Here is a 13491-nt window from a genome sequence, read left to right as displayed (position 1 = left end):
TGCACGTTTTTAAATTGCCATGGATTTTAATTGCATCTGATGCAATTGGGCGTAGTATCCTCCCTGCTGAAGTAGTTGCTCATGCGTGCCTACTTCCTTGATTTCTCCCTGATGCAAGACGATAATCTTGTGTGCTTTTTGGATAGTCGACAATCGATGGGCAATTACGATGGAAGTTCTTCCTTTCATCATCTTGTCAATCGCTTTTTGGATCATTTCCTCGGTTTCGGTGTCCACGGATGAAGTAGCTTCATCCAAAATAATAATCTCAGGATTATAGACCATTGCCCTTACAAATGAAATTAACTGTCGTTGTCCCACAGATAGCGTAGCTCCTCGTTCCATGACATTGTAATCCAATCCACCCGGCAATCGCTCAATGAATTTTTTTGCACCCACGAGTTCGGCCGCTTTCATCACATCTTCCCGGGAGATTTTGGGATTTCCGAGGGTGATGTTGTAATAAATCGTGTCGGAAAATAAAAATACATCCTGTAATACCACCCCAATGTGTTTCCGGAGTGTGTCTAATTCAAACTCACGGATGTCTGTATTATCAATTTTGATGCTGCCTTTATTGATTTCGTAGAATCGGCTAATCAAGTTGATGATACTTGATTTTCCCGCACCTGTGGCACCTACCAAAGCCACTGTCTCACCATGTTTGACATCGAAATTGATGTTTTTCAATACCCATTCTTCGTCATTGTAGGCAAACCAAACATCCTCTAACTGAATATTTCCCTTGATTTTTACAGGCGTATGTGTGCCCTCATTCGGAATTTGCTCTTTGCTTTCCAATAATTTGAAGATTCGGGAAGAACTCACCACACCCAATTGAAGGGTATTGTAGCGGTCAGCGATCATTCGGATTGGTCTGAAAAACAGCTGTAAGTACATGATAAATGAAATTAGTACCCCAACTTTGATATCTGCGTCAAACACTCCTGTAGCACCATACCATACGACCAATCCAATGCCGATTGCCTGTATGATTTCTGCTACGGGAAAATAAATGGAATAGTACAAAACAGATTTGATATGCGCTTTTCGGTGCTCGCGGTTGATATCTTTGAATTTTTCATATTCCCGCTGCTCACGGTTGAAAATCTGCACAATGTTCATCCCCGTGATATGCTCCTGCAAAAATGAATTGAGGTTTGAAACAGCATTTCGTACGTCATTGAATGCCACCTTGATTTTCTCCTTGAAAATGTAGGTGGATATAATCAGTAAGGGTAGTGTACATAAAGAAACCAAGGTCAATCGCCAATCGATGTAAAACATCACCGCAAGGATGGTAATCAACTGAAGTAAATCTCCAATGATTGCTGCCAGTCCTTCTGAAAATACATCGGCTAGTGTTTCAATATCAGAAATATTTCTGGTTACCAATCGTCCGATTGGGGTGTTGTCAAAAAACTTCAGACGCATTTTCAATAAATGCCTGTACAATTTGATCCGGATATCTTTGATAATAACCTGTCCAATCCAGCCGGAAAGGTAGGTATGGACAAATTGGACAATGGCCTGCAAGACCAGTAAAAACACCAAAAGGTAAATGATTCGAACTAAGCCCTCTCCGTCTCCTATGGCTACATAGTCGTCAATGGCAACCTGAATGAAGTAAGGTCTGGTAGGTGCTAAAACCGCAAGTGCAATGGTCAAAAAAACCAATAAATAAAATTGCACTTTGTACGGCTGTACGAAGCGATAGAGTTTCTTTAATACTTCGGTGTCTATAATCTCACCGCTTTTGACATTCTCTTTTTCGAGGCTCAAAACGTTACTTGTCTAAATGAAGATACTTTCCGGGTAACTCACCCTACAAAGGTATAAACCTTGTGCCGGTGCGGCTGCCTTCGCTTCTTTTCTATTTTTACTTTCAATAATTCTTCTGAAATCCTGCGTACTGAGCTTGCCAGTGCCGACTTCTACCAAGGTTCCCACAATCGCACGTACCATTCCTCTCAAAAACCTGTTCGCTGATATGTTAAATAACAATTCTTGTCCATTTTGTTCCCACTTGGCCTCAAATAGTTGACATAAAAATGTATTGACATCCGTATGTACCTTGCTGAAGGATTCAAAATCAGTGTACTCCATTAGGATAGCAGCGGCTTCATTCAACTTTTCAATGTCTAAGCCCTTGTAAAATAGCCAGTGAGAGTCTTTGAAAAACGGGCTTTTGCTTAAAGTGATTTTGTAAATGTAGCTTCGGGAGTTGGCATCAAAACGGGCATGGGCATCCGGTTTGACAGCCCGTAGGTCGTAGACCGCAATTTCCGGTGGTAGAATTCCGTTGATTTTTTTTAGGAATTCGCTTTTCTCTAAAACGATCGGACTATCAAAATGCGCAAATTGTTGCGTCGCATGAACCCCAGTGTCTGTCCTACCACTTCCCATAATACCAATGGGTGATTTTAAAAGTGTGCTAAGTCCTTTTTCCAAAGCCTCCTGCACTGTGTACGCATTATTTTGAATCTGCCATCCATGGTAATTTTTGCCATCGTAAGCCAATTCAATAAAGTATCGATTCATTTCCCCCATAACTGCCTGCAAAGATACTATTCCCTTGCAATTTTGCAGTAAGAGATTGGCTTTCCTTGCGATTGAGCTATTTACCTTTTTACTTTGTCAAAATTTTACAAGCATCATGATACAAAGAATTCAGACAGTATTCCTGTTTTTAGTGGCTGTTGCCATGGTTTTGGTAGTTGCTTTCCCCATATGGCAACAAGTTAATCTGGGGCAGACAGAGTTGGCATCCATGGACGCTTGGAGCTTATCTGTCAGCGTTATAGAGACAGAAGAAGTGTTGACTTCTACCAGTGTGTTTTATATAGGTTTATTGGCATTGCTTGTGGCTGGAATGGCAATTTTTAGCTTGCTCCAATTCAAAAACCGTGGCAAACAAATGTTAATTAACATGGTCAACTCCCTGTTGATGGCAGTGATGTTGGGCTTGGTGGTCTACAAGACTTACTCATTCAATGCAGAATTCAATCCACAGGCCAATGGAGCCTTTGTTTTAGGTTTTTGGGCAATTATAGGTGGAATGATTATGAATCTATTGGCCAATCGCTTTATCCGAAAAGATGAGATGTTGGTTCGATCTGTCGATAGAATCCGTTAATTCGAAAGTTTTTCATCAGAAGCCAGTTTAACCGCTGGCTTTTTTTATTTTTAAAAAAAATATTGAAACCATGAACATCGAAACCATCGCTATCCATGCAGGGAATATCGTCACTGATAGCCAACAGCCAGCGGTCATGCCAATCACCCTATCCACTACTTTTCAGCATCAAGAAGAATCGTTGATTTATTCAAGAGCAAATAATCCCAACCGTATGGCCTTGGAGCAAGTGCTGACCCAGTTGGAATATGGGGAAGATGCGGCCGCTTTTTCTTCAGGAAATGCTGCTGGCATGGCGGTCTTTCAAGCTTTGGAGCCCGGGTCTCATGTAATTGCGCCAGATGATATGTATCACGGGTTGAGAAATCAACTGGTTTCTATTTTTAAAGGAGTATTGTCGGTAAGTTTTGTAGATATGGGAAATGTCGATGCAGTTGCGGCGGCTTTCCTTCCTGAAACTGCCTTGGTTTGGATAGAAACACCTTCCAACCCTCTGCTCAAAATTGCTCCGATTGAAGCGATTGTTAAAGTAGCCAAAAGTCACGCATGCAAAGTCGTTTGTGATAATACCTTCGCTACGCCAATTTTTCAAAATCCTTTGAAACTTGGAGCCGATATAGTGATGCATTCTACGACCAAATATTTGGGAGGTCATTCGGATATTTTGGGAGGGGCATTGGTAACGAAACAAAAAGATGCATTTTGGGGGCGAGTGAAGATGATCCAACATACGGGAGGTGCTGTCCCCTCTCCTTTTGATTGCTATTTTTTATGCAGAAGTATCAAAACCTTGCCCTATCGGATGAAAGCCCATGCTGCCAATGGGAAAGGGGTTGCGGCTTATTTAGATACCCATCCAATGGTTGAGAAAGTTTACTATCCAGGTTTAAGGAGTCACCTTGGTCATCAAGTGGCAGCTCAGCAAATGAAGGATTTTGGAGGGATGCTTTCCTTCCTTATTAAGGGCGATGCGGCAGTAGCTGATAATTTCGTGTCTAAATTGCATTATTTTACGAATGCAACAAGTCTCGGTGGGGTGGAATCTTTGATCGAACGTAGAGCTGCATCTGAAGGTCCTGATAGCCTTACACCACCGAATCTGATTCGTGTATCCGTTGGATTAGAGTCTCTGGAAGATTTATTACTAGATATGAATCAGGCATTTCAATAAAAAAAAGGCCCTTAATGGGCCTTTTGACTGCTTAATCGGGTTGATTGTTGAATTTGGGTGAATTCAAGCAACTTCTGGCGTTTGCACAATTATACGAATTAATAAAGAAAATTTAATTATTAAAAATTTTAAATAACTTTTTTCACTTGTATAAATCTTTGAAGTATCTTAAAAGCAGTTCAAAAGCTTTTCACCCTGCCCATCCTTCTCTGTCCAAACTTCTATATTGAATGGCTTCCGCTAAATGTTCTACTTTGATATCTTTTGAGCCTGCCAAGTCAGCAATTGTTCTGGATACTTTTAAAATCCGGTCATAGGCTCGGGCCGATAAACCAAGACGCTCCATAGCTGTTTTTAACAAAACTTTCCCGGATTCATTGATTTGACAAACCTCTTTGACCAAGTGTGAAGGCATCATGGCGTTGCAGAAAATTTCTGGATTATCCTGGAATCTGATTTGCTGGATTTCTCTACCTTTAATCACCCGCTCCCGGATCATATTGCTAGGTTCCGTTTTCCGTGTCGAGGTCATTTCATCAAATTTGACTGGGGTGACTTCTACATGTAAATCTATCCGGTCTAGTAATGGTCCGCTGACTTTGTTCAGGTATCGTTGCACGATTCCTGGCCCGCAGACACACTCTTTCTCAGGGTGGTTATAATAGCCGCAGGGACAGGGATTCATGCTGGCGATTAACATGAAGTTGGCGGGGTAATCTACGGAAACTTTGGCCCGTGAAATGGTTACCTTCCGCTCTTCCAAGGGTTGGCGCATCACTTCCAATACCGTGCGCTTGAATTCAGGCAATTCGTCCAAAAACAGAACGCCGTTATGGGATAGAGATATTTCACCTGGTTGAGGATTGCCACCCCCGCCTACGAGCGCCACGTCACTGATCGTATGATGGGGACTTCTAAAGGGCCTCTGGGCAATTAGAGAAGCGTGCTTTCCTAACTTTCCTGCTACGGAGTGAATCTTGGTGGTTTCCAATGCTTCCTGCAAAGATAGTGGAGGAAGGATGGAAGGCAATCGTTTGGCCAACATGGTTTTACCAGCACCCGGAGGTCCAATCATGATGACATTGTGTCCGCCTGCTGCGGCAATTTCCATGGCACGCTTGATGTTTTCCTGGCCTTGTACATCCGCAAAGTCAAATTCATATTTCTCCAAAGAATTGTAGAAAATATCACGTGTGTCGGTCACTACCGGTTCAATGGTCAGGTTTCCTTCGAGGAAATCTATGGCTTCCCGCAAGGTTTGTACGCCGATGATGTCCAGGTTATTGACAATAGATGCTTCAGAAGCATTTTCTTCTGGGAGGATAAAGCCTTTAAATCCTCGTTTTCTCGCTTCAATAGCAATAGGCAGCACACCCTTGACAGGCCTTAAAAAGCCATCCAATGATAATTCCCCCATGATTACATATTGTTCTAATTCAGGGAAAACCACTTGTTCCGAGGCTTTCAGTATTCCAAGAGCGATGGGTAAATCATAGGAGGAGCCTTCTTTTCGGATATCCGCTGGTGCCAAATTGACTACCATCTTTTGTCGGGGCATGCGGTACCCGAAATATTTCAGGGCGGACTCTACCCGCTGCTGACTTTCCTTGACAGCACTGTCAGGAAGACCAACCATAAAAAAACCTGTTCCCTGCCCAACATTCACTTCGATGGTGATGAGTTTGGCATCTACACCTGATACAGCACTTCCAAAAGTTTTTGCGACCATAGTTTCAGTGTTAGTGAATAAAAAAGGAATCCCATTGGATTCCCCTAAAATTAATCAAATGCGATTTATTTTTATAGTTTATTTGAAATTTTGTCTTGGTCGAATTGCCTTACTTTCTCTTTCTCCTTCTTTTTCCTCGAGTTTACGCTCGATATTTTTCAATTTGACACCTTGCTCCAAATCATAAAGCTTGGCTTTCAGTTCATTTTTCTCACTTTCTTTTTTGGACAGCTCACTTTCTATGCTTTTTTGATTCAGATGAGAGGTACCCCAAGCGGTTAAGAATAAAATACTGATGAAAAGTAGAAAATTAACTACGAGTCCACTGCTGAGTTCATCTATTCCTAAGATGCCCTTCACTGAATTGAAGCTCAGAAAGAAAACCAAACTGACGGCCAACAACAGCGCAGTCAAAAGGTGCATGATTTTATTTAGTTGTTTCATCTATTTGGGTTCGTTTGATGGGTGTTTAAAGTCTTGAATATACTAAACAGATTGGATATTCGAAAGTTGCTGGTACAGTCCCTCTGTTTGGGATAGGGAATCATGGGTGCCTCGTTGGACGATTTTTCCCTTTTGGATCACGAGGATTTCGTCCGCATGCTGTATGGTACTCAAGCGATGTGCGATGACCAATGTCGTGCGATTAGCCATGAGTTTGGTCAATGCATCCTGTACCAATTTCTCTGAGTTGGAGTCCAAAGCAGAGGTAGCCTCATCCAAGATAAGAATAGGAGGGTTTTTCAAAACAGCCCGTGCAATGCTTAGGCGCTGACGCTGACCGCCGGAGAGTTTGCTGCCCCGTTCACCGATATTGGTTTCATAGCCATTTTCCAGCTGTACAATAAACTCGTGCGCATTGGCAATTTTAGCGGCTTCGATTACTTTTTCTTGAGATATCCCTTCCAATCCGAAGGCGATATTGTTGAAAACGCTGTCATTGAATAGAATGGATTCTTGGGTAACTATTCCCATCAATTTTCTCAAATGCCTGATTTCTATGGCTTGCAAGGGAACGCCATCCAAGGTAATGCTGCCCTTGCTCGGGTCGTAAAAGCGAGGAACCAAATCCGCAATCGTAGATTTACCCCCTCCCGAAGGACCTACCAAGGCAATGGTTTTTCCTTTGCTTAAGGTAAAGCTGATGTCGGAAAGTACCTCCTCTTTTTCATAGCGGAAACTCACTTGTTGGAATTGGATAGCCTCTTTGAATTCGCTTATCAATTTCGGTTGATCGGTATTTTGGATTTGACTCGGAGTTTCCACCACCACAAAAATTCGCTCTGCCGAAGCTAATCCCCGCTGTATGCTAGACGCAGCTTTGGAGATTTCCTTGGCAGGATTCAGTACCTGGGTAAAGATAATGATGTAGGTGATAAAATCGGAAGCATTCAGTTCAGAAGTATTGGATAGTACCAAACTACCCCCATACACCAATATCCCGGCTACCACGGATACTCCCAAAAATTGGGAAATAGGGGAGGCCAATTCGTTTTTCTTAGCCATGGAAACATTGACATCAGAATAGAAACTAGTTTCCTTATCAAATTTTCCTTGAATATATTTCTGGGCACCAAAGGCTTTGATGACCCGCATGCCACCGATGGTCTCATCGAGAATATTGACAATCCTACCGAGGGACTCTTGACTTTCGATGGCTTTTTTGCGCAGTCGCTTGGTAATACCACCAATGATGGCTCCCGAGATCGGGATGACTAAGATGGTAAAGATGGTCAGTTTGACCGACATCATAAAAAGTACAGAGAAGTAAAGAATGATGGTAGCAGGCTCTTTGAATACCACTTTCAATGACTGCACAATCATATTCTCTACCTCTTGAATGTCATTGGTGATTTTAGACATCAAATCTCCCTTACGTTCGTTGGAGAAAAAGCCAATATGCATCTGCGTAACTTGGGTGAAAATGCCCATCCGCATTTTTTTGATGACCTCCGCCCTCACTTCGGCCAAGACTACTCCTGACAAATAGGTGAAAAGATTAGATAAGAAAACCGATATCACAATGATGATACAGACGTACACCAAGGTTCCAAACTTGCCAGAAGTTTCGGCAGTTTGTAAAAAATGGTAGTTGAATAGGTGGATAAAGTAGTCTAGGGATAAACTAAAACTAGGTTTGTCCAAAAACCGCTCCATGGATGCCGGCTCCACTTGTTCAAAAATCACATCAAAGAGTGGTTTGAGCAAGGTGAAATTCAGCAAGCCAAAAATGATGGCGAGCAGGGTATAGACTATGTAAATAGGGAAATATCTTCTGTAAGGCTTTGCGTAGGATAGGATCCTGAGATAGGTATTCATGCCAATCGTTGGGAGTTAAGCCCGCAAGTTACACATTTTTGGGCATCTTAGAATCCCGCTTGAGCTCTAGAACAAATAGTCTTTCCGGACCATATTGATACGTAGGGCGAGATTGGTTAAATTCGATACCAAGGGGGCATCCAAATTCTGTGCTGTCTGCCTGCGGTAGGTATGGCTGAAATCCAAGAAGATATTTTGCTTCCACATGTAGGAAGCCGTAAACTGGGCCATGACAACCTGATTTTCTATTCCCTGACCGATGCGGTGTCCGAAAAGACCTATTCCGGTATTGGTGTTGAGTCTGTTTTTAAGGAGGTCTCGGCCAAAATTCACATCCGAACTTGGGTCATCTCCAAAAAACTGATACATCCCGGTCAGGTTAGTTTGTAGTCTTGGAATGGGTTGATAGCGGAGGATACCAATGGCTTCCCTAAAATTAGCTCCCAAGGGATGGGTCAAAGGAGTGCGATAGTTGGTGAAGGACTGGAAATCAAATTTTTCCTGATAGGTGTATGGACGTGCTTGGTTGTATTCCAGTTGCAGGTCTAGATTATTGACTTTAAAGGCATTGATATACTTATAGCCTGCCTGTAAGCCGTATTTATTTCGTGAAGACTGTCGTCCATCAATGCCAAAAAACTCTCCGAATACAAATTCATCCAAGGCAAATTGCCCATAAAGCTGCATGCCTTTAGCAAAATTCCATTTGGCGTCTGTACCCAGCATGATTTTATCAGGCGAACCCAGTTGATGCTCAACCCAGCGATAGAAGATAATGGGATTGAGGTAATTGACACTGAATTGGTTCATCATCACGGACTCAAAAATTCCAATATTCAATCGCTTCCCGATATTGGCACCTAGGCGGTGCATGGCAAACCATTTTTGTGGGTAGCGGTCGTCCGTAGGTCTACCTGCAAAGTCGTAAGTGACATCCGCCGTCATCTGTCCCCATACATTGGTCAGATGTAGTTTCCAAATGTTGGTATTCAGTTTCACAAACATATAAGGATTGGAAAAGTCTGATAGGATCATGGAACGAAACCCTTCTCCTACAAAGTTTCGGTCATGTCCGATTTGCGCCTGAATATGTTTGCTGACATCGAAACTGATATGGCCCATGGCCGAAAAGAAGCCATAGCCTTCCTGATTGTAGCGCTTCCAGAAACCTTCTCCTGGGACAGCCCCGCTATGTTCTATGTAATCTTTGACCCACGAAGGAAAGATTACCTGATTGGTGGTCATGTGTGCATAGAAAGCGATTTTTCGGTCTATGCTTCCTCTGAATTCCAATCCTCGACTGTTACGTAAGCGGAAGTTATCAAATCCAGGTTCTCTGCCTGCCGCTAAGTGGATAACAGGATTCACATGGATATCAAAAACATCATCCCGGTAATGATAAAAATCAGAGGGCTTTTGGTAAAAGTGTTTGAGTAGGGGAGTTTGGGAGTCTGCTGTCTCCTGCTCAACAAATTCCCAGTTGTCGTTAGCAAGGTATGCAAGATTGAATCGGTCGGCGGCACTTTGGATGCTTGGAGATTGGCTAAGCGAGTCCAGGTAAATACCAATATGGTCTCTACGATAAGGCTTAAATCCTGTATGAAAGGTAGGGTTATTGTGCCCTTCCAATAGTTCATAACGCTCTACCAGATGGTAGTAATCTCTGTTAAAGGGAATGTAAGCCCCTTGGCCAAAGACTTGGATTTGCGTGAAAAGGGCTAATGCCCAACCAAGCAATACTATTTTTTTCATGAATGCAACGCTCTCTGCTTGTAAAGCTAAGAAAAGAATGGGGAATTGTTGAATTCTGATCGTTTGGAAAAAATCTCTAGCTTAGAACATCCGGATTTAAATGATTATTGGAACAGACATGTTTATTAGAATCTTGGGTCAGGCCAAGCTTATGAGAGCACTAGCAATGTTCGAGCACATCTTTCCGAGACCGCTTATTTTTCCGTAATGAATGGTTTACAAGATTGAAATGGTAAAGAAAAAGGTTGTTACAATCAAATTATGTACATAAATTTGTACTAAATAAAACACATAATCATGCAAATAACGACTGTCTCAGATTTCCGAAAGGATATGAAGGTTTACTTAGATAGAGTTGCAAAGAATTTTGAAACTTTAATTATCAATCGAGGTAAAGATTCTGGGATTGTAGTCATGTCACTGGAAGAGTACAATTCTCTTATGGCTACTAATCACGAATTATCATCTCGAAAGAATGAATTAAGGTTAGATTCTGCGATTGAAAAATTGAAAAAAGGAGAAACTTTCAGCAATGACTTAATTGAAGTTAAATGAAGTATATTTTTGTCGATGAGTCTTGGGAAGATTATTTGTACTGGCAAAAAACCGACAAAAATAAGCTCAAGAAGATCAATGAACTTTTAAAAGATATTGCTAGAAATCCTTTTGATGGGCTTGGAAAACCTGAGCCTTTGAAACATAAATATGCCGGATTTTGGTCAAGACGGATTGATAGTGAACATAGACTTATTTATCAATATCGAGAAGGAGAGATTTTGATTGCTAAATGCATGTTTCATTATGACTAAAAAAAATACTTTACCAAGATCTTACAACAAAGAGTAAGTTGTAAGAATTTTTTTTCTAATAACTCACACCTTCCAATTTACCGAAGTCTTTGCTGAAATAAACAATACAGTTAAGAGGGTTAGGAGTAAGAAACGTTGAACTTGTTTTAGTATAGACGGTTATTTATTCTCTGTAGATCACGTCAATTGCTTTTTCTAATATCTCATCTCTGCCTTCTCGTACTCCCTTGAGAGAAGGCTTTACTTCTATATCGGGAATGATGCCTACGCGTTGGGTCTCTGCACCGTCAGGGTAATAAACTCCAATTCCTGAGATTAGGGTAAATAGTCCGCCGGGTAGTGGTATTTGAGAGATGTTCCCATCCGCACCAGCAGTAGGACTGCCAATGATAGTAGTATGTTGGCCTGCCCGTAATGCCATAGCGGTATATTCTGATAAGCTTATTGATTCCTCATTTATTAAGACAATCACTTTTCCTGGATAAGTTTTTTCCATAGGCTGAAGTAGTAATGGCTCGGTGAAAACAAATTCGCCCGGATTGTCGATAGTTCCATTGGTAAATTTGACAAACTCAGTAGGAGAGGAAACAAAAAAGCCTGCTAAAGTAAAGGGGACAAAATCTGCTGGATAATTTCGAATATCAATAATTATCCCCTTACTTTTCTCAAATGTTTCCATGATATGGGGAATATCGTCGTTTTTCAGTGTTTGAAGGTTAAGGTATCCAATGCTTTTATCCAGCCACTTATGCGATTCTGGTGTTTTACTTCTTGCCCATTCTGGGATTTTTAAGTCACTCAAAGTGAAGAGTTGTAGCTTCTCTATTTTTGTTAAGCTGTTTTTATTGATGTACTCAATTTCAATTATTTGTGAATTCGAACGCAAGATGTCCGAAGAAAGCTTCAGTAATTTTCTAGTGAGATTTGATTCAGGATAAAAGCCTAACCTTTCTTCAATTATCGATTCAATAGTTTTGCCGTTGATCTTTGTGAGGACATCCCCTACCTCAAACTTTGATGTCATTGCTGATTTTATCTGTGGATTGTAAAAGTCAGTGATGGTTAGTTTATCTTCAATAAATCTTACTTGAAATGGTGGATAATATTTTCCTTTCCATTCATCAATTTTGTGAGCGCCGGTGAGTGAAGCATGTGAGTCTTGAATCTCAGTGGTTAGTTGAAGGACTGCAAGTTGGTAATCCAAATCATTTTTGGACTCAATAAAGACTGGTAAGTATTTTTTCAAAATAGAGTCCCATCTGTTGTCAATGAGATGTTTATAAGGAAAAAAATAGTTTATCATATTCCAGTACCTAAACAAAGCCAATAATCTAAACCCATCATCTGGATAAAGCATGTTGGAATACGAATTTTCATTGGTAAACACTGGGTTTCCAACCCCCATGGCCATTTCTATGTAGAAATGATTATCTTGAGACCTATTATTGTAAATATGATAGAGTTTATCTTGGAGCAATTTACTTTGGCTTTCTATCCAGTTTAGATCAGGTTTAATGTGTGAATCTTTTTTGGTGGGTAAGCATTTGTTGCATTTGCGGATCTTTCCTAAAGAATCTATCCATTTCACTAGTAGTTTGTCTCTTTTTTCGAGATTGCTTTCAGGAAGATAGTTTGGTAAAAATCTGAATAACTCGTAATCCCAATTAACCGCGCCATCAGCAATTTTAGGATGATGATATTTCAAAAATCCCCAAATTTTTCCTAGCAATTCAAGGTTGGCAGTAGTTGTTGAGTTGAGTTCTGAAATCACTACAGATGAACCCTCATCAAAGGCTTTATCCAAAGGGGCTAGATATTCTTTTTTTGCTATCGGAAGTAGTTCTTCAACATTTTTTCCGTCTATTGAAAGTGTCAATTGATCAATCCACATTTTTCCTTTTCCGGCTAATAGACCACCAAAAACAATTTGCTTTGTTTTTGTAGGGTTCAAATCAAGCGTGATTTCATATTTTCCCCAGTCATTAGTTCCTTTTAACCCACGAGAATTCATATTTTCGAATGCAATCCCCGGATCAATTCGCATCCAAAGACCAGCAAATCCTTCAGTTACATTCTCAGTTTTGATAAAGCCTGTAAGGGTAATTTTTTCTCCTGAATAATTTTCGGGAAGTTTGAATTCCAATGCTTTGAAGTCGGGACTATCCCCATTGAATTCTATAAATGAAGAAAACTTTCCTTCTTGATGAATCAAAGAATCAATCCCAACTGAATAATCACTACTCCCAAAAGTACTCCAACCCACCGGAATTCCATTTTCAATTTTTTCGAAGCCAAGGTTAAAATCTGATCTTCTATTGTCTTTTTGACAGCTAACAAAAGCAGTCAAGGAAAGTAAAAAAACTAGGAATACTGTAGTCTTCATGAGAAGTAAAGTAGATTTTAATGAAAATAAGACCGTTCGGTAAGAGTCCGGAAAGCTTGAGAAAGATTGCAACATTTTTGATTAGTTACAAACCAAAATCTTAATTTAACCTTTCTTAACAGCTTGATAGATAGTTTAAAAGAAGACTTGGAGAATTGCAATAAAAAGCATGTTAGGTGATGAAATGAATTG

General features: G+C 40.7%; 11 protein-coding genes. 4 read left to right on the top strand and 7 right to left on the bottom strand.

The genetic code is table 11. From position 1 onward, the window contains the following. Positions 1-9: 9 nt before the first annotated feature. Positions 10-1782 carry an ABC transporter ATP-binding protein gene (locus IE080_RS08415; protein ID WP_189580632.1) on the bottom strand — a complete coding sequence of 591 codons (1773 nt, stop codon included), beginning with the start codon at positions 1780-1782 and terminating at the stop codon, positions 10-12. Positions 1783-1794: 12 nt separating this feature from the next. Next, a complete protein-coding gene (truA, locus tag IE080_RS08410; RefSeq protein WP_308428158.1) occupies positions 1795-2541 on the bottom strand; it encodes a tRNA pseudouridine(38-40) synthase TruA in 747 nt (248 codons plus the stop codon). Positions 2542-2656: 115 nt separating this feature from the next. On the opposite strand from truA, the gene IE080_RS08405 reads away from it, so the two are divergent. Together IE080_RS08405 and IE080_RS08400 are read left to right on the top strand one after the other, a co-directional pair. Next, positions 2657-3136, top strand: coding sequence for a DUF4293 domain-containing protein (locus IE080_RS08405; protein ID WP_189580626.1), 480 nt, complete (start codon positions 2657-2659; stop codon positions 3134-3136). A gap of 70 nt (positions 3137-3206) precedes the next feature. Then, positions 3207-4307: a trans-sulfuration enzyme family protein gene (locus IE080_RS08400; RefSeq protein ID WP_189580623.1), complete on the top strand. Its 1101-nt coding sequence runs from the start codon at positions 3207-3209 to the stop codon at positions 4305-4307. Positions 4308-4497: 190 nt separating this feature from the next. Here the strand turns inward: IE080_RS08400 and IE080_RS08395 are convergent, their stop codons facing one another. From IE080_RS08395 to IE080_RS08380, 4 genes are all read right to left on the bottom strand, one after another. Beyond that, positions 4498-6036 carry a YifB family Mg chelatase-like AAA ATPase gene (locus IE080_RS08395; protein WP_189580620.1) on the bottom strand — a complete coding sequence of 513 codons (1539 nt, stop codon included), beginning with the start codon at positions 6034-6036 and terminating at the stop codon, positions 4498-4500. A 78-nt stretch (positions 6037-6114) separates the two neighbouring features. Then, complete coding sequence (locus IE080_RS08390) at positions 6115-6480, bottom strand: hypothetical protein (protein WP_189580618.1); 366 nt, start codon at positions 6478-6480, stop codon at positions 6115-6117. 42 nt (positions 6481-6522) lie between these two features. Beyond that, positions 6523-8355, bottom strand: coding sequence for an ABC transporter ATP-binding protein (locus IE080_RS08385; protein WP_189580615.1), 1833 nt, complete (start codon positions 8353-8355; stop codon positions 6523-6525). 66 nt (positions 8356-8421) lie between these two features. Beyond that, positions 8422-10107: a hypothetical protein gene (locus IE080_RS08380; protein WP_189580612.1), complete on the bottom strand. Its 1686-nt coding sequence runs from the start codon at positions 10105-10107 to the stop codon at positions 8422-8424. A gap of 297 nt (positions 10108-10404) precedes the next feature. Here IE080_RS08380 and IE080_RS08375 point away from each other — a divergent pair, with 297 nt between their 5' ends. Both IE080_RS08375 and IE080_RS08370 read left to right on the top strand, forming a co-directional pair. Then, the gene (locus IE080_RS08375; RefSeq protein WP_189580609.1) at positions 10405-10662 is read left to right on the top strand and encodes a type II toxin-antitoxin system Phd/YefM family antitoxin; all 258 of its coding nucleotides are present in this window, start codon (positions 10405-10407) and stop codon (positions 10660-10662) included. Then, the gene (locus IE080_RS08370; RefSeq protein WP_189580606.1) at positions 10659-10916 is read left to right on the top strand and encodes a Txe/YoeB family addiction module toxin; all 258 of its coding nucleotides are present in this window, start codon (positions 10659-10661) and stop codon (positions 10914-10916) included. The genes IE080_RS08375 and IE080_RS08370 overlap by 4 nt, the downstream gene beginning before the upstream one ends. Positions 10917-11079: 163 nt before the next feature. Here IE080_RS08370 and IE080_RS08365 read toward each other — a convergent pair whose 3' ends face one another. Next, complete coding sequence (locus IE080_RS08365; RefSeq protein WP_189580602.1) at positions 11080-13299, bottom strand: S41 family peptidase; 2220 nt, start codon at positions 13297-13299, stop codon at positions 11080-11082. Positions 13300-13491 lie beyond the last annotated feature (192 nt).

It is taken from the genome of Mongoliitalea lutea (assembly GCF_014652135.1).
Classification (GTDB): Bacteria; Bacteroidota; Bacteroidia; order Cytophagales; family Cyclobacteriaceae; genus Mongoliitalea; species Mongoliitalea lutea.
Note: the sequence above shows the minus strand (reverse complement) of the source record. Positions and strands in the feature narration are given on the sequence as shown.

Bases quoted from the DNA above. Each gene is read 5' to 3' on its own strand.
- IE080_RS08370 (WP_189580606.1), top strand. From the start codon at position 10,659: ATGAAGTATATTTTTGTCGATGAGTCTTGGGAAGATTATTTGTACTGG.
- IE080_RS08365 (WP_189580602.1), bottom strand. From the start codon at position 13,299: ATGAAGACTACAGTATTCCTAGTTTTTTTACTTTCCTTGACTGCTTTT.
- IE080_RS08395 (WP_189580620.1), bottom strand. From the start codon at position 6,036: ATGGTCGCAAAAACTTTTGGAAGTGCTGTATCAGGTGTAGATGCCAAA.
- IE080_RS08405 (WP_189580626.1), top strand. From the start codon at position 2,657: ATGATACAAAGAATTCAGACAGTATTCCTGTTTTTAGTGGCTGTTGCC.
- IE080_RS08380 (WP_189580612.1), bottom strand. From the start codon at position 10,107: ATGAAAAAAATAGTATTGCTTGGTTGGGCATTAGCCCTTTTCACGCAA.
- IE080_RS08375 (WP_189580609.1), top strand. From the start codon at position 10,405: ATGCAAATAACGACTGTCTCAGATTTCCGAAAGGATATGAAGGTTTAC.
- IE080_RS08400 (WP_189580623.1), top strand. From the start codon at position 3,207: ATGAACATCGAAACCATCGCTATCCATGCAGGGAATATCGTCACTGAT.
- IE080_RS08390 (WP_189580618.1), bottom strand. From the start codon at position 6,480: ATGAAACAACTAAATAAAATCATGCACCTTTTGACTGCGCTGTTGTTG.
- truA (WP_308428158.1), bottom strand. From the start codon at position 2,541: ATGAATCGATACTTTATTGAATTGGCTTACGATGGCAAAAATTACCAT.
- IE080_RS08385 (WP_189580615.1), bottom strand. From the start codon at position 8,355: ATGAATACCTATCTCAGGATCCTATCCTACGCAAAGCCTTACAGAAGA.